The following is a 26,649-nucleotide window of genomic DNA, read 5'->3' as shown; positions in this document are numbered from 1 at the left end:
CATGAGCGCACCGCAGATCATTCTTGCAGCCGATGCGGCCGATTCCGCCAACCACATCGCCGCCGTCGAACAAAAGCTCGGCGCCCTTGAGCTCCTTTGGCAGTCGAGTTTCTTCCGCAAATCGCTGCTGATCGTAATTCTCGCCATCATCTGGGAAGTCTACGCGCGGCACCTCGACAATCCGCTGCTGTTTCCGACGCTCAGCGACACACTGAGCGCGCTCTATGATCGCTTCGCGGACGGCGTTCTGCCCGAGCGCATTTGGACGACGCTGAAAGTGCTGATAACCGGCTATGTGACGGGGACCGTGCTGGCTGCCATTTTGACCGTCGTGGCGATCAACACCCGCATCGGCACCGATTTTCTCGAAACCATGACGGCGATGTTCAATCCGCTGCCGGCGATCTCGCTGCTGCCGCTTGCCCTCATCTGGTTCGGACTGGGGCCGGCAAGCCTCGTCTTCGTGCTGGTGCATTCCGTGCTCTGGGCGGTTGCGCTGAACACTCATGCCGGCTTTCTCGGCGTCTCACGCACGCTGCGCATGGTCGGCGCGAACTACGGACTGACCGGGCTTTCCTATGTCTTCCGCATCCTCATCCCCGCCGCCTTTCCGTCGATCCTGACGGGGTTGAAGATCGGCTGGGCCTTCTCCTGGCGCACACTGATCGCCGCCGAACTCGTCTTCGGCGTCTCCTCCGGCCAGGGCGGACTTGGATGGTTCATCTTTGAAAACCGCAACCTTCTCGACATACCCGCGGTTTTCGCAGGCCTGCTGACGGTTATCGTTATTGGGCTTATTGTCGAGAACCTGGTGTTCCAGACGATCGAGCGCCGCACCCTGCTGAAATGGGGCATGAAGGAATGACCCTACGCGCGGATTTACCTCTTCGACCAACCGTTGAATACAAGGCTGGAATACAATGAGCAGCAAGAAGAAACCGGCAGAACTGCGCAGCGCCAGATGGTTTGCCCCCGACGACCTCAGAAGCTCGGGGCATCGCTCGCGCACCATGCAGATGGGCTATGCCCCGGAAGAATGGGCCGGAAAGCCCGTCATCGCCATCCTCAACACATGGTCCGACGCCAACCCCTGTCACGCGCACTTCAAACACCGTGTTGAAGACGTAAAGCGCGGCGTCTTTCAGGCGGGCGGCTTCCCGCTCGAATTGCCCGCGCTGTCGCTGTCGGAAAGCTATGTGAAGCCGACGACCATGCTCTATCGCAACATGCTGGCGATGGAGACGGAGGAGCTGCTGCGCTCGCATCCGATCGACGGCGCCGTGCTGATGGGCGGCTGCGACAAGACCACGCCCGGCCTCGTCATGGGTGCACTCTCCATGGGCCTGCCGATGCTCTACCTGCCGGCCGGGCCGATGTTGCGTGGCAATTATCGCGGCGAATATCTGGGCTCCGGCTCGGATGGCTGGAAATTCTGGGACGAACGTCGTGCCGGCACGATTACCGAGAAGGAATGGGTCGACGTCGAAGCCGGCATCGCCCGCTCCTACGGCCATTGCATGACCATGGGCACGGCGAGCACGATGACGGCGATTGCGGAAGCATTGGGCCTTACCCTGCCCGGCGCAAGCTCGATCCCGGCGCCGGATGCCAACCATATCCGTATGTCGTCTGCCGTCGGCCGCCGCATTGTCGACATGGTCTGGGAGGATCTCGTTCCATCGAAGATCGTCACAGCTGCCGCCTTCGACAATGCCGTCGCGGTCGCCATGGCCACGGGCTGTTCCACCAATGCCGTCGTGCACCTGATCGCGATGGCGCGCCGCGCCGGCGTCGACCTGACGCTGGACGATCTCGACAAGGCCGGCCGCACAACGCCGGTGCTTGCCAATATCCGGCCGACCGGTAAGACCTACCTCATGGAGGATTTCTACTATGCCGGCGGCCTCAGGGCCTTGATGGTGAAGCTTTCCTCGAAGCTCGACCTGTCCGCCCTCACTGTGTCGGGCGTCACCCTCGGCGAAACCCTCGAAGGTGCCAAATGCTACAATGATGACGTCATCCGTTCGCTTGACAATCCGGTCTATCACGAAGGCTCGCTCGCCGTCGTGAAGGGCAATCTCGCGCCGACGGGCGCGGTCATCAAGCCCGCCGCCTGCGATCCACGCTTCCACAAACATCAGGGACCGGCATTGGTGTTCGACAGCTATCCGGAGATGAAGGCGGCAGTGGACGACGAAAATCTCGACATCACGCCCGATCACGTCATGGTGCTGCGCGGCGCCGGACCGCAGGGTGGCCCGGGCATGCCGGAATGGGGCATGCTGCCGATCCCGAAAGCACTGCTGAAGCAAGGCCATCGCGACATGCTGCGTCTGTCCGATGCCCGCATGAGCGGAACAAGCTACGGCGCTTGCATCCTGCATGTCTCGCCGGAATCCCACGTCGGCGGTCCATTGGCGCTATTGAAGAACGGAGACATTATTCGGCTTGATCTCGAAGCACGCCGCATCGACATGCTTGTGGACGAGGATGAATTGCAGCGGCGGCGCGACGCCTGGGTCAAGCCGGCTGAAAAGTTCGGACGTGGTTACGGCTGGATGTTCAACCGCCATGTCGCCCAGGCCGATACCGGCTGCGACTTCGATTTCCTGGAACCCGGTTTCGGCCCGGCGCCGGGCGAACCCGACATTTATTGATCGCAAAGGATATATCTCATGAGCAATTACGTGCTGAGCAGCGAGACACGCAACAAGCTGTTGGGCGTTGCCACACCGACGATCGCCACCGCGCTCTTCAAGCGGGGCTTGCGCAACCAGTTCATCCAGGATGTGCATCCTTTATCGACGAAGAAGGCGAACATGGTCGGCCAGGCCTTCACGTTGCGCTATATTCCCGCCCGCGAAGACCTGAACACGCTGGAAGTTTTCCGCAACCCCGAGCATCCGCAGCGCGCAGCCGTCGAGAGATGCCCGCCGGGCGCAATCCTTGTCATGGACAGCCGCAAGGATGCGCGCGCGGCCTCGGCCGGCTCGATCCTGATCTCGCGGCTGCAGGTGCGTGGTGTCGCCGGCGTCGTCACCGACGGCGGCTTTCGCGACAGCCCGGAAATCGCCGCTCTCGATATCCCCGCCTATCATCACCGCCCCTCCGCGCCAACAAACCTGACGCTGCATCAGGCGATCGAAATCAACGGCCCCATCGGCTGCGGCGATGTTGCGGTCTTTCCCGGCGATGTCCTCGTCGGCGACAATGAGGGCGTCATCGTCATCCCTGCCCATCTGGCCGACGAGATTGCCGACGAGACGGTCGAAATGACCGCCTACGAGGATTTCGTCACCGAGGAAGTGCTGAACGGCGCGACCATCATCGGTCTCTATCCGGCAACCAGCGACGCCCCCAAGGCCAAATTCGCCGAGTGGCGAAAGCAGAAGGGCCGCTGATCGGGCGATAAATCGAAACCCCGCCGGTGATCGCACCGGCGGGGTTCTGCATAAAATAATAGATACTTATCCGGCCCAGCTCATCCTGTTCAGGAAGAAGCTTTCATTCGGCGTCGGTTGGAAGTTCAGCGGCTTTGCAGCGCCGTAGATCGCAATCATCTGGTAGAGCGGCACGGCAAGCACGTCATCCACGATGGATTGGCTGATCTTTTCATAATCCGCCAACCGCTTCTGCTGATCGAGCGACGAGCCTGCATCGTCCAGCAGCGTATCGATCTCCGGCTTGGCGACGATCGCCCAGGTGCTGCCGGTGTGGAAGAGGTAGTTCATAACGCCATCGGCATCCTGGCAGGCGCATGAATTGGTGCTGATCGCCAAGGTCGGAGCATCGACCGGGCCTTTCTGAACCAGCTGCAGGAAGGTCGGCGTGTCGACCTGCGAAATCTCGACCTCGAAGCCGACTTCCTGCAATTCCTGCAATATGGCTTCGGCCACGCGCTGGTCAAAGAAGGTGCCGACGGTCAGCTGAAATTTCGGCGGCTTGCCAGCGCTGGCAATCAGCGCCTTTGCCTTGTCCGGATCATAGGGAAGCCCGGTAATCTTGTCGCTCCAGCCGAAATGCGCCGGTGTCATCATCTGGGCGACCGGCTTGTCGAAGCCGCCGAGAATGCCCTGCGTGATGCCGGCCTTGTCTATGGCATAAGCGAGCGCCTGGCGGAGCTTCAGATTGTCGAAGGGCGGCTTGTTCGGATTGATACGGAGAAAAGACATTCTCTCCGTCAGTATCGGCAAAGCCTTGACCGTCTCCGAACCTAACAATTGCGCCGCCTGATCGGACGTCAGGGCGCGGGCAAAATCGGCCACACCGGCCTGCAGGTCCGCAACTCTGGTCGAAGCGTCAGGCACAGCACGGAAGACTGCCTGCTCGAACGGGCCTTTGTTGCCCCAATAGCTGTCGTTGCGAACGAGTGTTACGGCAACACCGCGATCCCATTTGGCGAACTTATAGGGGCCGCTGCCGACAGGTGCCAGATTGAACGCCTGATCGCCGACCTTCTGCACCACATGTTCGGGAACGATGGAAAGCTTGGTGAGTTGCGCAAGCAGCGGCGGATAGGGGCTCTGTAGCGTCAGCGTCACCTCATGCTCGCCGGAGACCTCGGCCTTCGCGATCTTGGCGAACTGGCTGCGCTGCGGGCTCGCCAATTTCGGATCGATGATGCGGTTGACGCTGAAGGCGACATCTTCCGCCGTCAGCGGCGTGCCGTCGTGAAAGGTGACGTCGGCGCGCAGGGTGAAGACGATCTTCGTGTCCGACAGGGTCTTCCAGGAGGTGGCAATTTCCGGAACGATCTTGCCGCTATTGTCGCGCGTGACGAGATTGTCGAAAATATTGCGGTAGACGAAATAGCTGTCCGGATTCCATTGCAGCTGCGGATCGAGCGTCGACGGCTCGTTGACGAGATCCACGACGATCTGCTGCTTTTCAGCAGCCTGGGCCAACATGGTGGACGGAAGAAGAGCGAGTCCGAAGACCGCCGTTAAAACAAGAAGTTTGCGAAACATCATCATCTACTCCTTTAGGAAATCAGGCGCTCTCACATGGCATGCTGCGGAATGGCCACCCGGCTGAAGCGCTTCGAGTTCAGGCGAGACCGTTCGGCAGATGGGCACGGCAATGGGGCATCGGGTCGAAAAGCGGCAACCCGCCGGGGGATTGGCCGGGCTCGGCAGATCCCCTTGCAGAATGATGCGCTGCCGGCGACGCTGTGCCTTTGGATCGGGCAGCGGCACGGCGCTGAGCAGCGCTTCCGTATAGGGGTGAACCGGCTTTGCAAAAACCTCCGCCGTCGATCCGGTCTCCGCGATCCGGCCAAGATACATCACCGCGACGCGATCGGCGAAGTGGCGCACCACGGAAAGATCATGCGAGATGAAGAGATAGGACAGGCCCAGGCGCTGTTGCAATTCGAGGAGCAGGTTCAGTATCTGCGAACGGATCGATACATCAAGCGCCGAGACCGGTTCGTCGAGAATGAGGAGCTTGGGCTGTAGCGCAATGGCGCGGGCGATGACGATGCGCTGACGCTGGCCGCCGGAAAAGGCATTGGGCTTGCGGTCGGCATGGCCAGGATTGAGCCCGACGAGTTCGAGCAACTCCCCTACCCGTTGCCGGCGCTCCTCCCGTGTGCCGATGCCATGGATGATCAGCGGCTCGGCAATGCTTTCGCCGATGGTCAGCTTCGGATTGAGGGCAGACACCGGATCCTGGAACACGATCTGGATGTCCCGCGAAAGATCGGCACGACGCACCGAGGCGTCGCTCGTCACATCCTCGCCCTCGAAGATGATCCTGCCCGATGTTGCGCTCTGCATCCCGAGGATCGTGGCGCCGAGCGTCGACTTGCCACAGCCTGATTCACCGACCAGTGCCAGGCTTTCCCCCGGTGCGATATCGAGATCGACGCCATCGACGGCCTTCAGCCAGCCGACCGGACGACCGAGAAAGCCGCCACGGATCGGGAAATGCACACGAAGGTCGCGCACGGAAAGAAGTGGCCCGGTCATGCGAGCCCCCCGGTCAGATCCTGATGCCAGCAGGCGGCGCGACGGTCCGCGCCTGCGGCCACAAGCGGCGGCGTCTGCCGACAGTCCTCGTCAACCAAGGGACAACGCGTCGAGAACCGACAGCCTTCCGGCCAGGCGCCGATATCCGGGACCGTGCCGCTGATGGTCGGCAACAGCGCCTTCGCCTTGCCATCCAACCTCGGAATGGTCGATAGCAGCATCCGCGTATAGGGATGCCTCTGTTCATCAAAAATAGCATCGACGGAGGCTTCTTCGACAATTCGGCCAGCATACATCACCGCCACGCGGTCGGCGATATCGGCGACAACGCCCATGTCGTGGGTGATCAGCAGGATCGCGGTGCCAGTTTCGGCGCGCAACCGCTTCATCAACTCCAGGATCTGCGCCTGGATCGTCACGTCAAGCGCCGTCGTCGGTTCGTCCGCGATCAGCAGACGCGGCCGGGTGATCAGCGCCATGGCGATCATGGCGCGCTGGCACATGCCGCCCGAGAGTTCGAAGGGAAACTGATGGAAGCGCATGGCCGGCTCGGGAATGCCGACCTCCTCGAGCATGGCGATCGCCTGCCGCTGTGCCGACCTGCCCTTGACCCCGCGATGAACGATCAGGCTCTCGGCAATCTGCTTGCCGATCGGCATCAGCGGATTGAGCGAGGCGACCGGCTCCTGAAAGATCATCGCCATCTCGTCGCCGCGCAGCCGCTTCATCGCGGCATTATCCAGACCAGCCAGCTCCTTGCCGTTCAGCCGGATCGACCCTTTGTTTCGCGCGGCGACACGCGGCAACAGGCCCATGACCGAAAAGGCCGTCATCGACTTGCCGCAACCGGATTCGCCGACCAGCGTGACAATCTCGCCAGCGGAAACCGAAAAGCCGACGCCATCGACGACAGGCTTGCCACCGATCGAGATATGCAGGTCTTCGACGATCAGGACCGGAGCGGTCATCTGGGATCAGCCTCGCGAACGGCAGCCCATGGGTTCTTTGGGTGAACCATGCCGGTATTGATGCCGCTACGCCGGAGAACCGCCGAAGGAACAGCGAAATTGACGGGGTAGAGCGTGTCATCGATGACGTCGACGTTGAACTCGGATGCGACGGTCGGTGCCACATCGGATGCCGCCGTCCGATTGACACGAATGGTCGTGCCGCTGGCGTCGATGCGCGGGCTAAGGAAGGCGTCCTCCAGCGACAGGCCATAGGCTGCAACATAGCTGAGGATCTGCGTCACGGCCGGAACGATCTGCCGGCCGCCGGCCGCACCCAGCGCCAGCTCCGGCACGCCGTCACGCGTCGCAACGATCGGCGACATATTAGCGAGCGGCTTGCTGGCCGGCGCGATGGAGTTGGGCTGGCCCGGACGTGGGTCAAACCACATCATGCCGTTATTGAAGGCGAAGCCCGTCTCCGGCACCAAGACTTTCGAACCGAAGCGCGACAGCAGCGTGTTCGTGAGTGAAACCATGGTGCCATCGGCATCGACAACGCTGAGATGGCTGGTACAGCTTTCGCCGGCCGCATGACCGAGATTCTTGAGCCGATATTCGCTGGCGCGCCTGATTGCGCGGGCAAAGGCCAGAGCCGCAGTCCCGCCGAAAGGATCATTCTCCGGCAGGCTAGTCTCCAGTTCGGACAATGCCGCGCAGAGCGTCGGGCCGCCCGAAAGCTCCGGTACGGCATGGACGACAAGGCCCCTGAACTCCTGCGTCAACGGCGCCAGCCAACGTGGTGCGTAACCGGAAAAATCCTTTTCCGAAAGCACCGAACCGCCGTCTGCAAGTCCCTTGATCAGTTGATCGGCAAGCTCACCCTCATAGAAATCGCGCGGGCCGGCTGCAGCCAGCCTCTCCAGCGTCCTCGCCTTCGCCTTCATCGGCAGGAAGGCCGTGCGTCCACCCTCCGGCACGCGCGGTGCGCGTCCATTATGCAGGAACAGTTCCGACGCCGCCGGAAATTGCGCCAGATTGGCGCCGTCGATCGCCAGCGCCAGCGCTGCATACCAATCAAGCTGCAGGCCGCGATGCGCCTGCTCGATGGCCGGAGCGAGAGCATCGGCCCAGGAGATCGTGCCGAAGCGTACGAGCGCTTCAGCAAAGCCGGCAATGGCGCCCGGCACACAGATCGAGCTGTAGCCGATCAGATTGCGATCGCCCTCGACCGATGGCCAATCGAACCAGTCGCCATCGCGGCCGGGAACGAGCGGATAGTCGGCGGGATTGATTGCCGCGGGCGAGATCACGTTGAAATCGAGAGCATCGACTGCGCCATTGGCATCGGCGCGCACCATGAAGCCGCCGCCGCCGATACCTGAAAGCCAAGGCTCGACGACGCTGAGAACGAGCGCCGTCGTCACTGCCGCATCGACGGCGTTGCCCCCCGCCGACAGCACGGCGGCCCCTGCTTCCGCCGCTCGCCAATTCTGGCAGGCGACCATACCGTGTCTGCTGCGCGTTTCATGCTTTCCGATGTGCCAGGTCTCGCTCATGCGTGCGCTCCAGACTGCGAGGGACCGAAGCGGGATGGGCCAATGGCGGAAGGAATGTCCGGCTCGACGGCAAAGCGGCCCCGGTTATTCGACGACGCATGGTGACGGGCGATATCGGCAGCGGTGGCGACCCAGCTTGTCGGCTCGGCGGTGATCGCGTCGAGCAGCTTTTCCAGCATGACGATGCGCTGCGCCCGGCCGGAGATCCAGTCATGGATGGTCAGCGTGAACAATCCGCCGAGGCGATGTTGCGCGCGCCATTCCGTCAGCCAATCGTCCAGCACCTGGGCGCCGGCGGACGGTGCCCAACGTTCGTTGCCGCTATTCTCGAATTTGAAGAAGATCGCGTCATCTATTGCCCATTGCACCGGAATCTCGACCACCCCGTCGATTTCATAAGGGTGGTCAAAGCCCATGAGGGAGGAGTCATAAGCAAGGCCGTTGCGGCGGATCTCGGCCAGCATATGCGGTGTCATTTCCCAGGCTGGCGAGCGGAAGCCTACCGGCCTTTGTCCCGTCTGGGCAATAAAGAGCGCCAGGCTTGCATCGAGCGCGGCACTGAACTCCTCGTCACCGATGTCGCCGACGAGTTCGTGAAAATATCCGTGCAGCCCAATTTCGTGCCCCGCGTCAACCAGCGCCGGCAAAAGCCCAGGATTGGATTTTGCAACGACGGCAGGCACATAGAAGCTTGCCTTAACGTCGTAGCGAGCAAAGAGATCGAGGATACGGGTCATGCCCGTGCGCAGGCCAAAGCGGCGGACTTCCAATCGCGACAGACGATTGGACAGTCCCTCCCGCTGCTCCCAGAGAAAGGGCGAGGTCGCGTCGACATCGACGCTCAGAAGAACAGCACTCTTCCTGCCTTCCGGCCATTCATAGGCGGGAAAGGGTGAGAAGCTGCTAGGAGGTTCGACCGTATCCTGGGCCATGTCCTTTTCCTCCCGACTTACAGTGGCTTCTTCTTCGCCTGATAGACGGCAAGCGACCCAATGGAGTTGCCGCCGTCGGCCGCCAGCGTCGAGCCGGTGATATAGGCAGCGGCATCGGACGCAAGAAAAAGGACGGCATTGGCCGCATCAGTCGGCTGCGAAGGACGGCCGAGCGGGATATTGCCGAGCACGCTGTCGATATGCTCCTGCGTCAGGTGGCTGACTTCGCTGCCGGGCGCAAAGCCGGGCTCGACAATGTTGACCCGAATGCCGAACTCGGCAAGCTCGATGGCAAGGCCCTTATTTAGCCGGTCAAGCGCTGTCTTGGACACGCAATACGGCACGACGCTGCGCCGCATCTTGCGCGCCGCGCCGGAGGAGATGTTGATGATCGAGCCCTTGACGCCCCGATCGATCATTTGACGTGCAACACCCTGCGACACCAGGAAGGGCGCGCGCAGATTGATGCCGAAAATCTTGTCCCAGTCGTCGGCGTTGATATCTAAGAGAAAGCCGGATGGATAAATGCCGGCGTTGTTGACCAGAACATCCGCCGCGCCCCAATTTTCAGCGATATAGGCAAGCAATGCCTTGATATCGGTATCCGATGTCAGATCGGCCGCGAACTCCAGATGCCCACTGCCTGCGAGACTTTCAGTAGCGGCGCCGAGGCGTGCCGGATCTTTGTCCGTCAGAAGGACATGCGCCCCGGCATTTGCAAAAGCCTGCGCAATCCAGCCGCCGAAGATACCCGCCGCGCCGGTGACGACGACGCGCTTTCCTTTAAAGTCCTCTGAAAAATCAACCATGTGGTTCAATTGCTCCGTGGGTCGAGGCGATCACGCAGATGATCGCCGATGAAATTGACGGAAAGGACGAGAAGAAAGAGCGCAGCACCAGGCATGACCGAAAGCCACCAGGCCGTTGCCACATAATTGCGCCCGGTCGAAAGCATCGCACCCCAACTGGCCGTCGGCGGCTGTACGCCCAGGCCAAGGAAGGAAAGGCCGGCCTCGAACAGCACCATCAGCCCGAATTCAAGCGTTGCGACGACGATCAGCCCGCCGGCGATATTCGGCAGCACATGCCGCCAAAGAACACGGAACCATCCGGCTCCCATGAAGCGGGACAGGCGCAGATAGGGCATATTGGCGACCGTCAGCGTCTGGCCATAGGCGACGCGCGCATAGCGCGGCCAGCGCGTCAGCGCCAGGATCAGCACGACATTCAAAAGACCGGGACCGAGTACCGCAACCGTGATGATCGCCAGAAGAATAGCGGGCACGGAGAGAACGATATCGACCAGCCGCATGATGAGCGTCTCGGTCCAGCCGCGATAAAATGCGGCGAGCATACCGATGACGGAGCCGAAAATTCCCGACAGCAGTACGGAGGCGACCGCGACGAACAGCGAGACCCGCGCGCCGTAGATCAGGCGGCTGAGCGTATCGCGCCCCAATTCATCCGAACCGATCAGATAGAGCGTGTTGCGCGCCACCGTTCCCGGCGGCTTCAACCGGCCAAGAAGATTTTGCGTATTCGGATCGTGCGGCGCGATCAGCGGAGCAAAGATCGCCATCAGCACGATCAGGGTCAAGACGACGACCGAGATCACGACGCCTGTGGGTGTGCGGCGAATAAGTTTTGCCGATCCGGCGGCCGAAACACTCATGCTTGCCTCCCGGAGAGACGAATGCGCGGATCGATGACGCTGTAGAGAACATCGGCGAGGAGATTGAGAAGAATGGCGGCGGCCGCGCCAATCAGCACGACACCCTGCACGATGGGGAAATCCCGCGCACTGATTGCCTGTATCGTCAACTGGCCAAGGCCTGGCCAGGCAAACACGGTCTCGATAATGATGGCGCCGGTCAGCAGGTTGGCGATTTCGAGCGCCGATATCGTCACCAGCGGCACGGCTGCGTTGCGCAACAAATGGCGTATGACGATGCGCGCCATCGACAAGCCCTTGGCATGGCCAGTGCGGACATAGTCCTTTTCCAATTCATCCAGAACGGCCGTGCGGGCGACGCGGGCAAAGGTCGCCATCGACAGAAAGCCCAAGGCGAAAGCGGGCATCAGCAGGCTCACCATGCCGCTTGCACCCGATGTCGGGAGCCATCGCAGCACCACGCCGAACAGCATGATGAGCAGAATGGACGTCCAGAAGGTTGGCATCGATTGACCGATCAGCACTAAGCTCATCAGCCAGCGCGATTCCCAGGAATGGCGGCGGACGGCAATGAGAACGCCGATCGGCACACCAAGACCGAGCGCCACCACCAAGGCGCCCGATGCGAGCGACAAGGTATAGGGAACACGGCTGCCGATGATATCCAAGACGGGCAGATGCTGGACATAGGACTGGCCAAGATCGAAGCGCAGCAAGCCTGTCAGGAAACGAAGATATTGAAGATAAAGCGGCTGATCGAAGCCGAGGGCCGCCCGCATGATATCAATATCGGCCTTGCTCGCATCCGGCGGCACGAGCAGCAGCACGGGATCACCGGTCAGGCGCTGCAGAAAGAAGACGAGCGTCACCACGCCGAACAACGCGACGAAGGCCTGCAACAGACGCTTGGCGATGAATGCAGGCACGTCTTGCTCCCATTATTGGAGACCGCAGGAAAACTGAAGGGCGCGCTAACTCGCCCGCTTCGGGTTGACTTCGCTCTTGGATAAGACGGTTACGGGCAAATCCGCCGCCGATGCCTTCGCCTTCTTCGAAGTTGGCTCGACGGCGACAACGTCGGCTTCCAGAAACCGCGTCTGGGTGAATCGCGCAAATGTCTCGCAGATTTCCGCCAGACATTCGCGTGCCGCTTGCGCACGACCCGAGCGCTTGGCATCGACAAAGACATTCCAATCGGCCAGCGGCAATTTCTGACCGCCCCTCGCCTCGAGGAAACCGACATAACGCTCTGATTTATCCCAGAGATTTTCGAGCCAGCCGGCAATCAACGGCGCTCTCAAATGCGTCACCAGCAAATGCTTCAATTGACGCTCGTAGCGTCGCGCCAAAGCGATCTGCTCGTCCAGGCCGGCAGCGTGCGCGGCAACCAAAGCCGCATGCATATCGCACAGCGTCTCCAGACGCCTGAATTCTTCCGGCGGCAGATCGACATCGGCCAACAACGGTTCAAGCTGGCGACGGCCGAGCATCACCTCCCGCAGACCGATGGCGGTGATCGGCGTTACCTTCCAGCCGCTGCGCGGCTGGGACGAAACGAAGCCGGAATGCGCCAACCGGGCAAGAGCCGCACGCACGATGCCGCGCCCTACGCCATAGTCCTTGCAAATCCCAACCTCGGACAGCCGCTCACCGGGCGCAAGCGCGCCGGAAATGATCGCGTGCCTCAGCCTGTCCTCGGCAATCGAGACAGCATCCGGCATGCCGGTCGGCAGGAAGGGGCTTTGAGTATCGAACATGAACGCAAAACTAACATCTCAGTTTTGGAAATTGAAGTGTCAGTTTTGCGCGGTCGAGCGATATTGCGGACTATTTTGCTGAGCCAGGGATCGGTTCAGGAAAAAATCGGCAATGAGATCGACCGCGCCATCCTCCGATCGGCGGATGACACGGTCATAGCCGGAAAAAAGCCGGTTCAGCCTTCGAGTTCAGCGGCACTTCTGCTCAGCATGCAAAGGAAATCCACATCGTCGCCGATCAGGCCGTCAATCAGCCTGTCCTTGACGCAACGCCGGATCATCGGGAGCGGGTCCCGGCCGCTCTGCCAGTACTTCGCAATCCGTTCCGGCAGCGGCAGGCTCAGGCGCACCGCGATCCCGGCTTCCTGCAAGGCCTCCGCGTCGGCGCGATGAAAGTAGTTCAACTCCAGCGAGACACCATCGATACCGCCTGAACGCATGGAATTGATCAGATCCACCGGACGATGATGCAGGATCGCCTCCGTCTGCAGTCGTGGCTCGATTTCCTTTACGCGGCGCAGATCGAGATGATCGAAAGAGGAGATGGCGACGTGTTCGAACGCGTCCATATCCCGCAGTGTTTCGATCATGACATCCGCGAGCCGGTCGGCGCGTTCGCGCTCTTTCATCTCGATGGCGAGGCGCGTGTCGGTCTGCTTGGCCCAGGCGACCGCTTCGGCAAGCGTCGGCGCGCGGGTGCCGGCAAAGCGGGGATCGAATTTCGCGCCGGCATCCAGCGCCAGAATATTGTCGAGATCACGATCGCCGACAAAGCCCCAGCCGTCGGTGGTGCGGTCCAGCGTCCGATCGTGCATGACGACGATCTTGTCGTCGCGGGTCAGCATCAGATCGATCTCGGTCTCGTTGGCACCAGCATCTACGCCCTTCTGAAAAGCGAGAATAGTGTTTTCCGGAAAATGCCGGCTGAAACCGCGATGGGCGGCTATGCGAAGCGATTCGTGACGGGCGGCGTGAAGAGACAAAGGCACGGGAATTCTCCTTGGATATGAAACGGTTATTGCTGAAAGCTCAGTGCAGCGTCGGATCGAAAGCGTCGCGCAAATAGTCGCCGATCAGGCTGATCGACAGCGACAGCAGGAAGATCACGAGCCCCGGCAGCATCGAAATCCACCATTCGGTCATCATGTAGTCGCGTCCGGCTCCCACCATGCTGCCGAGGCTGACCAACGGCGGCTGGATGCCAAGGCCAAGGAAGCTCAGCACCGATTCCTGCAGCAAGATTTCCGGTAGCACCACCGTCAAGTTGACCAGCACGACCGAGAGAATGTTCGGCAGCACATGCATGAATGCGATGCGCGCGGTGCTCGCGCCATTGCGCTTCAGCGCCGCAACATAGCCGCGCTCCAACTCCAGCCCGGCCATGGTGCGGACGAGCCGGGCATAGCGCTCCCAGCCATAAAGGCCGAGCAGCCCCATGAAGAGCCAGAGGTTGTCGCCGAAGAAGGCAAGTACGGCGAGCGCGATGATCAGGAAGGGCATCGACGCCTGAAAATCCACGGCAACCCGGATCAGCATGTCGGCAAATCCACGGCGAAAGGCGGCGAGCAGGCCGAGCATCGTGCCAAGCGTGACACTGATCGCCGATGCGCCGAGCGCGATCAGCAGGCTGGTGCGAAGCCCGTAGAAAACGCGGCTCAAAATATCGCGGCCAAGCTCATCCGTGCCGAGAACATGCCGAAAGGTGCCGCCGAACAACAGCGGTGGCGCCTTGCGAGCATGAAGATCGATCTGCGCGAAGCCATAGGGCGCAAGCACATTGGCGAAGACGGCAGCCAGGATGAAGGTGACGAGGACGAGCACGCAGACCGCAGTCATCAGATCCAGCCTGGCGCTGCGAGGCGACCTCCCGGCCTTGGCCTTGGTCAGATCCTCCACGCCGTTTGCGGCATTCGCCATGGTGATACCTTTCGAAAATACGGCTTAGGCCGCCGCCCGATGCCGCAGGCGCGGATCGGCGAGAATGTAGAGAAAATCGATGAGCAGGTTGGCGCTCACCATGGTGGCGGTGACGAGAATGACGATGGTCTGCACAATGTTGAGATCGCGCTGCGCCACCGAGGAGACGAGAAAGCGGCCGACGCCGGGCCAGGCGTAGACGGTCTCGACGACGGCCGCTCCGCCAATCATGCCGCCGATCAGAAAGCCCAGCATCGTCAGGAGCGGCAAAGCCGCATTAGGCATGACATGCTGCCACAGCACAGCACGCTCGCCGATCCGCTTGGCGCGTGCCGCCAGGATATAGCGCTGCCCCAACACTTCCAGCGTGCTGGAACGCACGAAACGGGCGATGATGCCGGCATTGTAGAGGCCAATGACCAGAACAGGCATGACCAGATGCGCCGCCGTCGATCCGCCGCCGCTCGGCAGCAGCCGCAGCGACACGGCAAAAAGCTGGATCAGCAGGATGGCGATAAGGAAATTCGGGAGGGAGTGCATCAGCACCGCCAGCGCCATGACGAAGCGGTCGATCAGGCTGCCGCGATTTTGTGCGGCGAGAATACCAAGCGGCACGCCGGCACCGAATGCCACCACCAGCGCGGCTCCCATCAGCTCCAATGTGGCGGGAACCTTGGAGAAGACCAGCGTCAGTGCATTCTGCCCATTCACCAGCGACGTGCCGAAATCGCCGCGCAGAAGATGGCCGAGATAGGAGAAATATTGGATATAAAGCGGCTGATCGAGGCCCCATTGCTGACGCATCAACGCCACGACTTCCGGCGGCGTCTCGATCGGCAACAGCGAATGCAGGGGATCACCGCTGACGCGCAGGATGATGAAGGTAAAGGTCACCGCAAGAAAAAGCGTGACGGCGGCCCTAAGAAGGGCGCGGATGACGGCCTGGAACATCGCGGGTCTCCCTAGAGCGTTTCGAGAACGGTATTTGTCTGGCGCAGCCGCTGCCGGCGCCCGCGCGGGACGGCGGCCAGAAGCTTCGCGGTGTAGGGATGCGCGGGATTCGAGAAAACCTCTTCCGTGCGGCCGGTCTCGACGATCTCACCCGCCTCCATGATCGCCACGCGATGCGAGACATGGCGCACGACCCGTACGTCATGGCTGATGAACAGCAATGACAGGCCACGGGCGCGCTGAAGTTCGAGCAAGAGATTGAGCACCTGGGCCTGCACAGACACGTCGAGGGCCGACACCGGCTCATCGCAGAGAAGGATTTGCGGCTCGACGATCAGGGCGCGGGCGATGGCGACACGCTGGCGTTGGCCACCGGAAAGCTGGTGCGGAAACTTCTGCAACGCCGAGGCTGGAAGGCTGACGGCCTTGAACGTCTCGGCGGCGCGGTCGTGGCGACCGGCGGGCTCGCCGATTTTATGAATCGCCAGCGTTTCCAGCATCTGATGTCCCACGGTGCGGCGCGGATCGAGCGCGCCAAGCGTATCCTGGGAGATCACCTGCAGGTGCTTTGCCAGCCCTCGCCTATTCGGCTTCATCAGACTGCCGAAAGACTGGCCGAACAGCTCAATCTCTCCCGAGGTCGGCAACCGGTCGCCGCAAAGAAGGGAAGCGAGTGTGGACTTGCCACAGCCGGATTCTCCGACCAGGCCCAGCGTCTCGCCGGGCTTCAGCTCCAGGCTCACATCCTTGATCGCGTGAAAGCCCTTGGTTCGTCGCGGCAACAGGGAAAAACCGGACGAGTAGGAGAATTGCAGGTTGCGGGCGGCGAGCGCGAGAGCCGCTCCATTCCCATTCAACTGCGACCTTGTCTCAGACATCGTGGGCACTCCATGGATTGAAGCAGGCAAGCGACGCCGCGCCCGCGATCAGGGGCGGAACCGCGGTCGCGCAATGCGCCTCGACGCGCGGGCAGCGCGGGGCGAACGCGCAAGCCGACGGCATGGCGTCATGCAGTTTCAGCTCGCCGGGAATATCCGCCAGCTTTTCCAGCGGCGTGCCCCGCCCGGGCATCGCCTCCAGCAGCAGTCGCGTATAGGGATGGCGCGGATTGTCGTAGATGTTGTCAGTGGTATTCAGCTCGACCAGCGATCCCGCATACATCACCGCGATACGGTCGCAGACCTCGGAGACGAGATCGAGATCGTGGCTGATGAAGATCATCGGAATGCCGCGCTCGCGCACCGCCTTGACCAGCAAGGCCACCACCTGCGCCTGAACTGTGACGTCGAGCGCCGTCGTCGGTTCGTCGGCAATGATCAGCCGTGGCTGCATGGCAAGCGCGGTTGCGATCATCACGCGCTGGCACATGCCGCCGGAAAACTGCGCCGGATAGGCGTTGTAGCGCATCTCCGGCTGCGGAATGGCCACTTCCGCCAGAAGCCGCAGCGCCTCGGCCTTCGCCTCGCTCGCCGACATGCCGGCGCTCATCGCCGCCTCGGCGATCTGCGAGCCGATCGTCCGCACCGGATCGAGACAGGAGACCGGCTCCTGAAAGATCAGGCCGATAGACGGCAGTTTCGACCGCGCCATCGCCCCGAGTTCCGCCGCGTCATACATGGCGTCCTCAAAGGAGATGAACCCGGTGGCACTCGCCGTCGGTCCAAGCAGGCCGGCAAGGGCGAGGCAGGTCACGCTCTTGCCCGAACCGCTTTCCCCGACGATGCCAAGGATTTCACCCTCGGCAAGGTCAAAGGAAACATTGTTGACCGGATGGGACCGACCGGTCTTGGTCCGAAACGTCACGCTCAGATTGTCGACCGAAAGAACAGGAGTGGCCATTGAGAACGGCTCAGCTCTTCTGCTCTTCGAAGGAAAGGCTGCCTGCGCCCAGATCCATCTGGAAGGCCGGCAGTGGTTGCCACTTTATGCCGTTGCGGATGCCGAAGAAAACAGCGTTCTGATGCAGAACCGTTTCGGCCGGGTCTTCCCATTCGGCCAGATGCAGCATGTCGCGGAATATCTTGGCGCGGTCGGCTGGATCGACCGCCGTCTCCATCTTGGCGCCGAGAGCGTCGAAATCGGCATTCTGCCAGATCTTGAACGAGTTCAGGTTGCCGGCTGCTCCGAACTGGGTATAGAAGGAGATGAAGGGATCCGGGATCTGCGCCGTGCTCGACCAGTTGCCGGTTGCGCGGCTGGACGTGCCTTCGAACAGCTTGCCGCCTTCGACGAATTTCATCTTGGCATTGACGCCAACGGCCTGCCACATGGCGACCACGGCCTGCGTGACCGGATTTTCCGCCGCGTAGTAGTTGTTCTGCGAGCGAACTTCGATTTCCTCACCGTTGTAGCCGGCATCCTTCAGAAGCTGCATGGCCTGATCCGGGTCGTATTTATAGGCCGGATAATCCTTGAGATAGACGGGGCCATAGAGCTCGAATTGCAGACCGTTCGGAACCCGCGTGCGGCCGTTCCAGATCGTATCGACGATGGCCTGGCGGTCGATCGCAAGGATCAGGGCCTGGCGGACGCGCGGGTCCTTCAATGCCGGATTGGTCTTGTCGAAAAAGAGAATGCGATGGTTCGGAACCGGGCCGCCGACGATCGCGTGGCCAGGGCTATCGGAGACGGAGGAGAGCTGATCGGGCGGTAGGTCGGTGACGATGTCATAGTCACCGGCGAGAAGACCGGCGATGCGCGAGGAGACTTCCGGCACGATGCGCAAGGTCACGCGCTTGGCGGCCGGCTTGCCGCGGAGCGCCTGGTCGTGGGACACAAGGATCACGCTTTCGTTGGCAGTGTAGCTCTCAACCTTGTAGGGACCGGCGCCGACCGGCTTCTGACGCCAGGTCGTCCAGTTCCCACCATTCTTCTGCCAGGCGTCCTTGCTGATGACCGAGGCGGCATAGCATGCCAGGCGCTGCAGGAAGATCGGATCCTGAAACTTGGTGACGAAGCGCACCGTCAGCGGGTCGACCACCTCGACATGATCGAGACTGGTGAAGCTGGTGCGATAGGTAGGATAACCCGGCGCATCCTTGTTGAGCAATCGCTCCGGACCGAAGGAGAAGGCCACGTCTTCGGCGGTCATTTCGCGGCCATCATGGAAGATCACGCCGGGACGCAGCTTCATTTCCAGAACGGTCGGCGAGATCCAGGTCCACGACGTTCCGAGATTGGGCTTCACCGAGAAGTCCCCCCGCATCTCGAGGGCAAGAACCGTTTCGTGGATCGAGTAATTGTTGCGGAAAGCGACGTTGCTGGCCGCGTCTACAGTCTCCTGCGAGACCGGATTCAGCTGAACGGCGATACGAAGCTCGGGCCGGTTGTCGCCGGCATCGTCAGCAAAGGCGGGCAGCACCGGCATCAGGGTCGAGAGGCTGGCAGCCGCTCCCATCAACAAGGTCGTGCGGCGGGTAATGACCGTATTCAGGCCATTGAAAGTGTTCTCGGACATCGGCAGACTCTCTGGTTCAAGCTTGCACAAACGTTTGCGCAAAGAAAAAAGGCCACCCCGCCGTGAAAACTACTCTTTCGAACTAGGCAGGAGGAATTTGCCGCAAACTAGGGACGTCCGATGACGCACGTATGACAAGCTCCGGCGGAACGAGCCGCATGGGCCGCGTGGCGGCGCGAGCCTCCGGAGAAAGGCCCACCAGCTCAATAAGCAGATCGAGCGAGGCTTCGCACAGACGATCGGTCGGCTGCGCCACCGTCGTCAGCGGTGGCGACCAATAGGCAGTGTCGGGGACATTGTCATAACCGACGACGGATACATCATCAGGAATTGTCAGCCCTATATCGCGCAGAGCCGCCACGACCTCGATCGCGAGCCCGTCGCTTCCGCAAATTAAAGCGGTTGGCCCTGTCAAAGGCGACATCAATATCTGACGAAACGCTTCGCGCGCCGCCTCCCCTCTTTCAAACGAGATAACGCCACCTTCGATCGCGCCAGCGCTTTCACTGACCATCTCCCCGAAAATCGTCCGGCGATCACGAAGAGCGCTTCGGCTTTCGCGATAGACAAAGGAGATGCGGCGATGTCCGAGCCCCACCAGATGATCGAACAGCAAACGCATGCCGCGCCATTCATCGGTCAGCACCGCCGGTTTCGACCCGGTAAGACCGCCGCAAAGCGTCACATGCGCCTTGCCCATGCGGTCGAGATGATCGCATAGCGCCTCATGGCCGGGCAGGTCGGTGACCATGACCACGCCATCGAAAAAATCATCCTGAAACAGATGCAATTGTCCGGCGACCTCGCCGGCATCGGCTTTTGCCTGCGCGACAAGCAATTCCATCCCTCGCCTCTGCGCAGCCGCCTGCAGGCAGCCGGTCAGATGCGGCTGGTAGTGACCCGAAAGGCTGCCGACGATGGCGCCGAAGACGCCGGTACGATGAGTTCTGAGCGAAGTTGCCAGCCGGTTGACGACATAGCCGACCTCGCGCGCCGTCGCCCTGACCCGCTCCTGCGTCTCCTGGCTGATGCGCGCATCCGTGCGGTCGTTCAGGACGCGCGACACCGTCGCCGCCGAAACCCCGGCCAGCCGCGCCACTTCCATGATTCCTATTCTCGCCGGTGTCTTCACATTTCCCCCAAAGGGCTCAGCCGCTGCCCGGCGACAATGGCGAAACACCACCACCAGAGCAAGCCGCCTGCTCCGATATCAAGCGGCACACACAGTCACGCGGCGCGTTTATGCCGTTCTGGAACATCAGTTTCACCGGATCTCTCCCACACGACTACACTTCTTCGCATTGCCAATCGGGAGAACCCCGGTCTAGCTAGGGCGGATCGATGCAGTGCGATAAGCATTTGTTATTAAAGGAGCGACCAATCCATGTCCGTTATGCGCGAAACTTTGACCCTATCTCATTCAGGCGCGGTGCAGGCGCTTGTGGCCGCGATTGCATATGCCGAGAAGATCGGCGTACCACAATGCATCTTCATCGTCGACGCAAGCGGCGAGACCATCGCCAGCATCCGGATGGACGGCGCGAAGTATCTGAGCATGCATACGGCGCGTGCCAAAGCCCGGACAGCGGCATCAAGCAACGCTCCGACAGGCACGATGTCCTTCGAATTCGGCACGGCCGCCGGCATCGCTTCGCAGGGTGGCGTTACGCATCTGCCGGGCGGCTTGCCCATCCGCTTCGGTAGCCGATTTGCCGGCGCCATTGGCGTGGGGTCCGGCACCGGGGATCAGGATTTCGAAGTCGCTCGCGCCGCCCTTGCCGCCATCGGAGCCGATGCGGTTTAAAAGGCGCCGCCTCACGGGATCCTGCGTTGGGCGTCCAGCGCAGGCACTCCCGTCTTCATAGCGGCGACGGCTTCTACTGCTCTCTCACCAGTTTCAGCACGAGCTGCTGGAGATTGCCGCCGTCGCTGAACTCGACCTTGTCGAAGTCGCTGTTTCGCTGCCGCTCGCTTTTGGAAATCTCACCGAGCCGCTTTGTCAATTCGACGCGGATCGTGCTGCATTTCGGGTCATTGGGTACGGAGAAACCGACGCTCATCGCTTCGATTTCCTTGACCATGTCTTTGATGAACCCACCATGCACGCGTTCATGCGCTTCGACGCCGGCAATGAAATGCTGCCAGCTCCTGCGGGTCGCGCCAGTCAGTTGCGCGGATGGTTTCGGCAATGTGTAGGTGATGATCAGCTTCGGTATGTTGACGGTGATCATGCAGGCACCGTCCGGTTGCGGCTCGTATTTCCGCGTCCAGGTCAGCTTGAAATCGGTATGAGCGATCGCCCTCGTTTTACCGCCGAGGAACGGACCGCGCTCGCCAATCGATTCATAGAGTTCCGCGCCGGATTTACCCGCGATGGCATAGGTCTGCACTTTTTCGACAGCTTGCCATTCCGCCTGCGCGACCATCGGAAAAGAGGCAAAGCTGAACGCCAGCACACAAAATCGAATGCTTGTTGTCACACAAATCCCCACGGAACCGATGCTTCATGGCGGCGAACCTAACCGTCACGGGCTTCGCTTTCAATAAGTTACGGCACTCAGGAAACAGACGAGGAGCTCAGCACTTCTTCCGCCTCCTCCCGGCTCATGTCGAAAACCGTCTTGCCGATCCCGAAGCTGAATCCGTTGCGGGCGAAGGCCGATAATTCCTTCGCCTTCCGCTTCTCATCGAGATCACCACGACGGAATGGCCCAAAGCCGCGCTTTCGGGCGAAGATGACGGCCGCGCGCGCATCGTCCGCTCCGTCCAGCGCCGCGACTACGGTTTCGCTGTCGATCCCCTTCGAGGCGAGCTTGAAGGCAATCGCCTTCTTCGATTTGCCGGAGCGCACGGCCGAGCGCGTGCTGATCTCGGCATAGGAGACGTCGTTGAGCGCATTCTGGTCGTAGGCGAACTTGACCGCGAAATCGGCAACGGCCTTGATCTGCTCATCGCTGATGTCTTCGAACTTCTGCTTCGCCTTTTTGGTGATCGCATCAAACAACTGCTTTTCGGTCATCATCTTGCGTTCAAGACGATAGATCGTCGAGTTGCGTGCCCAGCTGAGCATTCGCGGTGTGGGTGTCGGAGTTTCGTCCATGGCGGAGAGATATTCGCGGATCGATGAGGCGAAGATTCGGAGTTCATCGATTGTTACGTCACGCTCTTCACTTGCGCAATGCGCCGCTACTCCGCGAAGAAATCCGCATTCTCGGCGGCGATGCGCTCGATGGCGGCGAAAGCGGTGCGCAGATGCGCCTGCATCACCTTGGTCGCACCTTCTGGATCGCCCGCAATAACGCGATTGACCAGATCCTCGTGTTGGCGAAAGATCATCTCCAGCCAATCGATCCTTTCCAGCGAAAGATAGCGAAGACGGTCCAGCGAAACCTTGGCCGAAGCGATCATGCCCCAAACATGGGGATGGCCGGCGATTTCCATCAACGCCCGATGCATCGCCTCGTCCGACAGAAAGAAACCGATATGGTCGCCCTTGCCGATCAGCCGGCGTTGGTCCTCCAGAAACCGATGGAGCCGTGCTTCCTTGTCTGTAACCGACGATGTGGCGGCTTCGGCGACGGCACTGCACTCCAGCATTTCGCGCACGAACTGCGCGTCACGAACCGCACTGATCTCGATGGGCGCGACATAGGTGCCGACCTGCGGCACCACCAGCAGAAAACCTGCATCGGCAAGCCTTTGAAACACCTGCCGAACCGGCGTTCGGCTCAACCCCACCTCGTCGGCAATCTTCGTCTCCGAAATCGCCGCGCCAGGTCTGAGTTCCCCGGTCAGGATCCGCATATAGAGGACATCGTAAAGGTCCTTGATGCTCATGCGGGGGCGGATTGGGGATACGGTCATCGGTTCAATGCGCCTCTGCTGTAATGGTGCTGAGGAAGCGCCGCGCCCGCTCGCTGCCCGGATTAGCGATCAACGCGCGAGGCTCCCGGTCTTCCACGATCTTGCCTTCATCCATGAAGATCATTCGCGTACCGACATCCGCAGCAAAGCGGATTTCGTGCGTGACGACTAGCATTGTGCGGCCCTCGCGAGCAAGATCGCGCATCACGCCGAGCACTTCGCCCACGGTTTCCGGGTCAAGCGCCGAGGTCGGCTCATCGAAGAGCAGGATGTGCGGCTCGGCGCAGAGCGCACGCGCGATGGCGACGCGCTGCTGCTCGCCGCCCGACATCTGCGCCGGATAGGCATTCATCCGGTGGGACAGACGCACCCGCTCGAACAGCGCTTTTGCCCGCGCTTCGACCGTCTTTCGATCCTGCTTGTGCACGACGACCGAGGCGAGCACGACATTTTCCAACGCCGTCAGATGCGGATAGAGATTGAAATGCTGGAAGATCATGCCGATCCGGCGACGAACAGCCGTTATCGCCCCGCGCTCATGCGCGAGCACCGGCCTGCCCTCGAAACGGAGCTCTCCGCCCTGGATATCTTCAAGCCCGTTGACACAGCGCAGCAGCGTCGATTTGCCCGTGCCGGAGGGGCCGATGAAGCAGACGATTTCGCCCGTCTGCACCTGCATGGAAATACCGTCGAGAATGGTGCGCTTTCCGAAGCGCTTCACCACGCCGTCAAATTCGAGAACTGCCTGCGTCATTGTCCGCCTCCCGCGAGCATGGGCTTCGTTCCGACGTTGTAGCGCCGCTCAAGCACGCCTCCCGCCAGCGAGATTCCATAGTTGATAAGGAAATAAAGGACGCCGAGCATCAGCAGTGGCGCGAAGCCGCCGCCGGTGCTTTCACGCACCAGAAGACCGGTCTTGGTCAATTCGACATAGCCGATGATCGAGGCAAGCGACGATTCCTTCAGGGTCGTCACATAGACACCGACCGAGGGTGGCAGGACGACCCGCAGCGCCTGCGGTCCGACGACATGCTGCATCGTCTGGCCAAAGGTCATGCCGGACGACTGCGCCGCCTCCCATTGGCCACGCCCGACGCTTTCGATGCCGGCTCGCATGACCTCCGACATCGTGGCGGTCGCGTGAAGCGCCAGTGCAAGGGTCGCGGCCGTGAAGGTCGAGATATCGATGCCGAACATTACTGGTAGCCCGAAATAGGCAAAGAACAGCACGATCAGGATAGGGATGGATCGGAAGAATTCGACGAAGAGCAGCGCCAGCACGCGCAGCGGCAGCCAGCGGGACGTTCGCGCCAGCGCCACGAGACCACCCGCGATAGCGCCGATCATCAGAGCCAGCCATGACAGCCAGATCGTCAGTACCGCTGCCTTCAGGAACAATGGCAGATAGGAAAGCAGGTCGTGGTTCATCGGCGCGCACCATTATCCCTGAAAAGCATCCAGCCGATCGCGAGGCGAATGAGGTTTACCGTCTGGCAGAGAACGAGGTAGACGGCCGCGGCCACCAGGAAGGTCTCGAAGAAGCGGAAAGAGGTGGAGCCGACGGTCTGCATCCACGAGGCCACATCCTCGACGGCAACCGCCGAAGCAAGCGACGACGCGAGGATGACTGCTATGACCTGATTGCCGAGCGGTGCGTAGATGACGCGGAATACCTGCGGCAGGATGATATGCCGATAGGTCTGGACAGGGTTGAACCCTTGCGCCCGCGCCGCTTCGAACTGGCCGTGGGCGATGGCGACAAGCCCGGCGCGGATGATCTCGGCCATATAGCCGGCGCTGTTCAGCGTCAGTCCGATCAAGGCGGCGGCGAAGGAGGAAAAGCGCAGCCCCATAGCGGGAAGCGCGAAGTAGACGATGTAGAGAATGACGAGAAGCGGCGTATTCCGCATGACCTCGATATAGGCGACCGCGACAAAGCGCGCGAAACGGCTCTGGCTCCGGCGCATGATCGCCAGTCCGCAGCCGACGGCAACGCTAAGGATGATCGCCAGAACCGAGAGGTACAGCGTCGTGTAAGCGGCATCCCAGAGCAGCGGCAGATATTCGCGAATGCTGCGAAACTGGAGTGTATAATGCATGAACCTCTCCGCCGGTTCTTTCCGCGGGATGGCAGGAGCGGCTTACGCCGCTCCCATTGGATCAGTACTGCGCCTGTAGCGACGGCTGTTCGAAGCCGAACCACTTATTGAACAGAGCCTTGTTGTCGCCGGAAGCGTTGAACTGGTCGACGAACAGATTGATGACCCGCAACCAGTCGGCATCGCCTGCCGGAACGCCGATTGCAATCTCTGCTCGCGCGAGCGATCCGTCGACCTGGCGAAGCTTGCCCTGGTTGTCGCTGATAGCCTTGCGATTGTAGAAATCGTCTTCCGCCATGGCATCCACCTGCCCGGACAGCAGGGCGCTGAGCTCGTCAGCCTGTGTATTGAAGCGGACGATCTGGGCGTTGGGCAGATGGGCCGGCACGGCACGCTCCGCCGTACCACCGCGCGAAATGGCGACGCGGATCTTGGCGGCATTGGCCTCCTCGATCGTCTTGTAGGGCGCGCTTTCCGGCACCAGCAGCCGCATGTTGGTCACGACATAGGGGTTCGAGAAGGCAACCGATGTGGAGCGCTCGACGTTGCGGGTGAAGTCGGCGATGGTCACGTCGACCTTGCCTGTCTGCAGCGAGGTTACGCGGCTCGGAATGTCGGTGACGACGAATTCCGGCTCGACCTTCAGGGCCGCCGCCAGCTTTTTCGCGATGTCGATGTCATAGCCAACCGGCACGCCATCTGCGCCGACCGTCGAATAGGGCGGCAGGCTGCCGAGCACGGCAATGCGAAGCTTGCCGTTGGACAGAACCGACTGAAGAACGCTGCCGGATTCGGCAGAAGCCGGCATAGAGACGGATGCGACGATGGCAAGACCGCCGAGAAGACCGAGAAATGCGCGTTTCAAGAACATGGATATACCCTCCCAAGGTAACAAGAATGAATGCTTCCGCCGCACGAATGCGGTGACGGTCATGCGTCGAAGGCGAGCTGGACTTTGAGCGTCTTCTCTGGGTGCCGTTCGATAAGGTCAAAGGCAGCGGCGGCATCAGCGGCGGCGAAAGTCTGTGTGATCATGGCGGCTGGCTTGAGGGCACCGCTTTCCAGCCAGCCAACCACCTCCGGAATGAAACGGCGGTTGAGGCGGGAGCCGACGAGGCTCAGTTCCTTGCGAACGATTTCCTGCTGGCTGACATTGCAAGGAACAGCCGAAAACCCGAGCAGCCCGATCCTGCCCGCCGGCGCCGCCACGCGGCAGGCTTCCTCCAGCAAAGCGGGGATACCGGCACCGTCGATAACCACCGAGGGACCGAGCCCATCGAGCTCGCCGGCAACCATGTCCGAAACGGACGTTTCCAGAGAGTTGAACGCGACGTCAGCGCCGAATTCGCGGGCACGCTTGAGGCGTTGATCATCGATGTCGGCGATGATGCAGCGTGCTCCCTTCATCTTGGCGACCTGCAGCACGGTCAAACCCACCGTGCCCGCGCCATAGATCAAGACCACGTCCTCCGGGCCGCAGCCCGTGCGCGAGAGCACGTTGGCGGCAACCGCCAGCGGCTCGGCG

General features: G+C 61.2%; 28 protein-coding genes. 4 read left to right on the top strand and 24 right to left on the bottom strand.

The window, feature by feature from the left end; genetic code table 11:
• Position 1 precedes the first annotated feature (1 nt).
• Genes PMI03_RS17780 through PMI03_RS17770 form a run of 3 tightly spaced genes read left to right on the top strand, consistent with a single transcriptional unit; the run spans position 2 to position 3,401 of the window.
• Positions 2–865, top strand: coding sequence for an ABC transporter permease (locus PMI03_RS17780; RefSeq protein WP_007695876.1), 864 nt, complete (start codon positions 2–4; stop codon positions 863–865).
• Positions 866–920: 55 nt separating this feature from the next.
• Entirely contained in the window at positions 921–2,657 is a 1,737-nt protein-coding gene (araD, locus tag PMI03_RS17775) for an L-arabinonate dehydratase (RefSeq protein ID WP_007695873.1), read from the top strand.
• Positions 2,658–2,675: 18 nt separating this feature from the next.
• Positions 2,676–3,401 carry a ribonuclease activity regulator RraA gene (locus PMI03_RS17770; RefSeq protein WP_007695872.1) on the top strand — a complete coding sequence of 242 codons (726 nt, stop codon included), beginning with the start codon at positions 2,676–2,678 and terminating at the stop codon, positions 3,399–3,401.
• A 66-nt stretch (positions 3,402–3,467) separates the two neighbouring features.
• On the opposite strand, the gene PMI03_RS17765 is transcribed toward PMI03_RS17770, so the two are convergent.
• The 16 genes from PMI03_RS17765 to PMI03_RS17690 all read right to left on the bottom strand — a co-directional run bounded on the left by PMI03_RS17765 (position 3,468) and on the right by PMI03_RS17690 (position 20,266).
• Positions 3,468–4,967 carry an ABC transporter substrate-binding protein gene (locus PMI03_RS17765; protein WP_007695870.1) on the bottom strand — a complete coding sequence of 500 codons (1,500 nt, stop codon included), beginning with the start codon at positions 4,965–4,967 and terminating at the stop codon, positions 3,468–3,470.
• A 6-nt stretch (positions 4,968–4,973) separates the two neighbouring features.
• Entirely contained in the window at positions 4,974–5,969 is a 996-nt protein-coding gene (locus PMI03_RS17760; protein ID WP_007695868.1) for an ABC transporter ATP-binding protein, read from the bottom strand.
• On the bottom strand, positions 5,966–6,937 hold the full coding sequence (locus tag PMI03_RS17755) for an ABC transporter ATP-binding protein (RefSeq protein WP_007695867.1): 972 nt from the start codon (positions 6,935–6,937) through the stop codon (positions 5,966–5,968). The genes PMI03_RS17760 and PMI03_RS17755 overlap by 4 nt, the downstream gene beginning before the upstream one ends.
• Positions 6,934–8,475, bottom strand: coding sequence for a gamma-glutamyltransferase family protein (locus PMI03_RS17750; RefSeq protein WP_007695864.1), 1,542 nt, complete (start codon positions 8,473–8,475; stop codon positions 6,934–6,936). The genes PMI03_RS17755 and PMI03_RS17750 overlap by 4 nt, the downstream gene beginning before the upstream one ends.
• On the bottom strand, positions 8,472–9,407 hold the full coding sequence (locus PMI03_RS17745) for a polysaccharide deacetylase (protein WP_007695862.1): 936 nt from the start codon (positions 9,405–9,407) through the stop codon (positions 8,472–8,474). The genes PMI03_RS17750 and PMI03_RS17745 overlap by 4 nt, the downstream gene beginning before the upstream one ends.
• Before the next feature lie 17 nt (positions 9,408–9,424).
• Positions 9,425–10,216, bottom strand: coding sequence for an SDR family NAD(P)-dependent oxidoreductase (locus PMI03_RS17740; protein ID WP_007695860.1), 792 nt, complete (start codon positions 10,214–10,216; stop codon positions 9,425–9,427).
• 5 nt (positions 10,217–10,221) lie between these two features.
• Positions 10,222–11,079: an ABC transporter permease gene (locus PMI03_RS17735; protein ID WP_007695857.1), complete on the bottom strand. Its 858-nt coding sequence runs from the start codon at positions 11,077–11,079 to the stop codon at positions 10,222–10,224.
• Complete coding sequence (locus PMI03_RS17730) at positions 11,076–12,005, bottom strand: ABC transporter permease (RefSeq protein WP_007695856.1); 930 nt, start codon at positions 12,003–12,005, stop codon at positions 11,076–11,078. Before PMI03_RS17730 ends, PMI03_RS17735 begins: the two co-directional genes overlap by 4 nt.
• Before the next feature lie 45 nt (positions 12,006–12,050).
• Positions 12,051–12,836, bottom strand: a complete 786-nt coding sequence (locus tag PMI03_RS17725; protein WP_007695854.1) for a GntR family transcriptional regulator — start codon at positions 12,834–12,836, stop codon at positions 12,051–12,053.
• Positions 12,837–13,012: 176 nt separating this feature from the next.
• The gene (locus tag PMI03_RS17720) at positions 13,013–13,825 is read right to left on the bottom strand and encodes a glycerophosphodiester phosphodiesterase family protein (protein ID WP_007695851.1); all 813 of its coding nucleotides are present in this window, start codon (positions 13,823–13,825) and stop codon (positions 13,013–13,015) included.
• Between the two features lie 40 nt (positions 13,826–13,865).
• On the bottom strand, positions 13,866–14,753 hold the full coding sequence (locus PMI03_RS17715; protein ID WP_007695849.1) for an ABC transporter permease: 888 nt from the start codon (positions 14,751–14,753) through the stop codon (positions 13,866–13,868).
• A 24-nt stretch (positions 14,754–14,777) separates the two neighbouring features.
• Positions 14,778–15,704, bottom strand: coding sequence for an ABC transporter permease (locus PMI03_RS17710; protein ID WP_007695847.1), 927 nt, complete (start codon positions 15,702–15,704; stop codon positions 14,778–14,780).
• Positions 15,705–15,715: 11 nt separating this feature from the next.
• Positions 15,716–16,582 (bottom strand): ATP-binding cassette domain-containing protein, encoded by an 867-nt coding sequence (locus tag PMI03_RS17705; protein ID WP_007695845.1) that lies wholly within the window; start codon positions 16,580–16,582, stop codon positions 15,716–15,718.
• Positions 16,575–17,543, bottom strand: coding sequence for an ABC transporter ATP-binding protein (locus PMI03_RS17700; RefSeq protein WP_007695843.1), 969 nt, complete (start codon positions 17,541–17,543; stop codon positions 16,575–16,577). The genes PMI03_RS17705 and PMI03_RS17700 overlap by 8 nt, the downstream gene beginning before the upstream one ends.
• Positions 17,544–17,553: 10 nt before the next feature.
• Complete coding sequence (locus PMI03_RS17695) at positions 17,554–19,161, bottom strand: ABC transporter substrate-binding protein (RefSeq protein WP_007695840.1); 1,608 nt, start codon at positions 19,159–19,161, stop codon at positions 17,554–17,556.
• Between the two features lie 82 nt (positions 19,162–19,243).
• Positions 19,244–20,266 (bottom strand): LacI family DNA-binding transcriptional regulator, encoded by a 1,023-nt coding sequence (locus PMI03_RS17690; protein WP_007695829.1) that lies wholly within the window; start codon positions 20,264–20,266, stop codon positions 19,244–19,246.
• A 279-nt stretch (positions 20,267–20,545) separates the two neighbouring features.
• Between PMI03_RS17690 and PMI03_RS17685 the strand changes: the two genes are divergently transcribed.
• A complete protein-coding gene (locus PMI03_RS17685; RefSeq protein ID WP_007695827.1) occupies positions 20,546–20,965 on the top strand; it encodes a heme-binding protein in 420 nt (139 codons plus the stop codon).
• 73 nt (positions 20,966–21,038) lie between these two features.
• On the opposite strand, the gene PMI03_RS17680 is transcribed toward PMI03_RS17685, so the two are convergent.
• From PMI03_RS17680 to PMI03_RS17645, 8 genes are all read right to left on the bottom strand, one after another.
• Entirely contained in the window at positions 21,039–21,641 is a 603-nt protein-coding gene (locus PMI03_RS17680) for a DUF922 domain-containing Zn-dependent protease (RefSeq protein ID WP_007695825.1), read from the bottom strand.
• Between the two features lie 77 nt (positions 21,642–21,718).
• On the bottom strand, positions 21,719–22,261 hold the full coding sequence (gene recX, locus PMI03_RS17675) for a recombination regulator RecX (RefSeq protein ID WP_039974277.1): 543 nt from the start codon (positions 22,259–22,261) through the stop codon (positions 21,719–21,721).
• Between the two features lie 86 nt (positions 22,262–22,347).
• Complete coding sequence (locus PMI03_RS17670) at positions 22,348–23,025, bottom strand: GntR family transcriptional regulator (RefSeq protein WP_007695815.1); 678 nt, start codon at positions 23,023–23,025, stop codon at positions 22,348–22,350.
• A 4-nt stretch (positions 23,026–23,029) separates the two neighbouring features.
• A complete protein-coding gene (locus PMI03_RS17665; RefSeq protein ID WP_007695805.1) occupies positions 23,030–23,779 on the bottom strand; it encodes an amino acid ABC transporter ATP-binding protein in 750 nt (249 codons plus the stop codon).
• Complete coding sequence (locus tag PMI03_RS17660; protein ID WP_007695803.1) at positions 23,776–24,453, bottom strand: amino acid ABC transporter permease; 678 nt, start codon at positions 24,451–24,453, stop codon at positions 23,776–23,778. The genes PMI03_RS17665 and PMI03_RS17660 overlap by 4 nt, the downstream gene beginning before the upstream one ends.
• Positions 24,450–25,124, bottom strand: a complete 675-nt coding sequence (locus tag PMI03_RS17655) for an amino acid ABC transporter permease (RefSeq protein WP_007695802.1) — start codon at positions 25,122–25,124, stop codon at positions 24,450–24,452. Before PMI03_RS17655 ends, PMI03_RS17660 begins: the two co-directional genes overlap by 4 nt.
• Before the next feature lie 61 nt (positions 25,125–25,185).
• Complete coding sequence (locus PMI03_RS17650; RefSeq protein WP_007695800.1) at positions 25,186–25,995, bottom strand: transporter substrate-binding domain-containing protein; 810 nt, start codon at positions 25,993–25,995, stop codon at positions 25,186–25,188.
• Between the two features lie 59 nt (positions 25,996–26,054).
• On the bottom strand, positions 26,055–26,649 hold a 595-nt coding region (locus tag PMI03_RS17645), incomplete at its 5' end, for a zinc-binding dehydrogenase (protein WP_007695798.1).

The organism is Rhizobium sp. AP16, assembly GCF_000281735.1.
GTDB lineage: Bacteria > Pseudomonadota > Alphaproteobacteria > Rhizobiales > Rhizobiaceae > Rhizobium > Rhizobium rhizogenes.
This window is presented reverse-complemented; position numbering and strand designations above follow the sequence as displayed.

Coding starts and splice junctions, on each gene's coding strand:
- PMI03_RS17780 (WP_007695876.1), top strand. CDS start 2: ATGAGCGCACCGCAGATCATTCTTGCAGCCGATGCGGCCGATTCCGCC.
- araD (WP_007695873.1), top strand. CDS start 921: ATGAGCAGCAAGAAGAAACCGGCAGAACTGCGCAGCGCCAGATGGTTT.
- PMI03_RS17770 (WP_007695872.1), top strand. CDS start 2,676: ATGAGCAATTACGTGCTGAGCAGCGAGACACGCAACAAGCTGTTGGGC.
- PMI03_RS17765 (WP_007695870.1), bottom strand. CDS start 4,967: ATGTTTCGCAAACTTCTTGTTTTAACGGCGGTCTTCGGACTCGCTCTT.
- PMI03_RS17760 (WP_007695868.1), bottom strand. CDS start 5,969: ATGACCGGGCCACTTCTTTCCGTGCGCGACCTTCGTGTGCATTTCCCG.
- PMI03_RS17755 (WP_007695867.1), bottom strand. CDS start 6,937: ATGACCGCTCCGGTCCTGATCGTCGAAGACCTGCATATCTCGATCGGT.
- PMI03_RS17750 (WP_007695864.1), bottom strand. CDS start 8,475: ATGAGCGAGACCTGGCACATCGGAAAGCATGAAACGCGCAGCAGACAC.
- PMI03_RS17745 (WP_007695862.1), bottom strand. CDS start 9,407: ATGGCCCAGGATACGGTCGAACCTCCTAGCAGCTTCTCACCCTTTCCC.
- PMI03_RS17740 (WP_007695860.1), bottom strand. CDS start 10,216: ATGGTTGATTTTTCAGAGGACTTTAAAGGAAAGCGCGTCGTCGTCACC.
- PMI03_RS17735 (WP_007695857.1), bottom strand. CDS start 11,079: ATGAGTGTTTCGGCCGCCGGATCGGCAAAACTTATTCGCCGCACACCC.
- PMI03_RS17725 (WP_007695854.1), bottom strand. CDS start 12,836: ATGTTCGATACTCAAAGCCCCTTCCTGCCGACCGGCATGCCGGATGCT.
- PMI03_RS17715 (WP_007695849.1), bottom strand. CDS start 14,753: ATGGCGAATGCCGCAAACGGCGTGGAGGATCTGACCAAGGCCAAGGCC.
- PMI03_RS17710 (WP_007695847.1), bottom strand. CDS start 15,704: ATGTTCCAGGCCGTCATCCGCGCCCTTCTTAGGGCCGCCGTCACGCTT.
- PMI03_RS17705 (WP_007695845.1), bottom strand. CDS start 16,582: ATGTCTGAGACAAGGTCGCAGTTGAATGGGAATGGAGCGGCTCTCGCG.
- PMI03_RS17700 (WP_007695843.1), bottom strand. CDS start 17,543: ATGGCCACTCCTGTTCTTTCGGTCGACAATCTGAGCGTGACGTTTCGG.
- PMI03_RS17695 (WP_007695840.1), bottom strand. CDS start 19,161: ATGTCCGAGAACACTTTCAATGGCCTGAATACGGTCATTACCCGCCGC.
- PMI03_RS17690 (WP_007695829.1), bottom strand. CDS start 20,266: ATGGAAGTGGCGCGGCTGGCCGGGGTTTCGGCGGCGACGGTGTCGCGC.
- PMI03_RS17685 (WP_007695827.1), top strand. CDS start 20,546: ATGTCCGTTATGCGCGAAACTTTGACCCTATCTCATTCAGGCGCGGTG.
- recX (WP_039974277.1), bottom strand. CDS start 22,261: ATGGACGAAACTCCGACACCCACACCGCGAATGCTCAGCTGGGCACGC.
- PMI03_RS17670 (WP_007695815.1), bottom strand. CDS start 23,025: ATGACCGTATCCCCAATCCGCCCCCGCATGAGCATCAAGGACCTTTAC.
- PMI03_RS17665 (WP_007695805.1), bottom strand. CDS start 23,779: ATGACGCAGGCAGTTCTCGAATTTGACGGCGTGGTGAAGCGCTTCGGA.
- PMI03_RS17660 (WP_007695803.1), bottom strand. CDS start 24,453: ATGAACCACGACCTGCTTTCCTATCTGCCATTGTTCCTGAAGGCAGCG.
- PMI03_RS17655 (WP_007695802.1), bottom strand. CDS start 25,124: ATGCATTATACACTCCAGTTTCGCAGCATTCGCGAATATCTGCCGCTG.
- PMI03_RS17650 (WP_007695800.1), bottom strand. CDS start 25,995: ATGTTCTTGAAACGCGCATTTCTCGGTCTTCTCGGCGGTCTTGCCATC.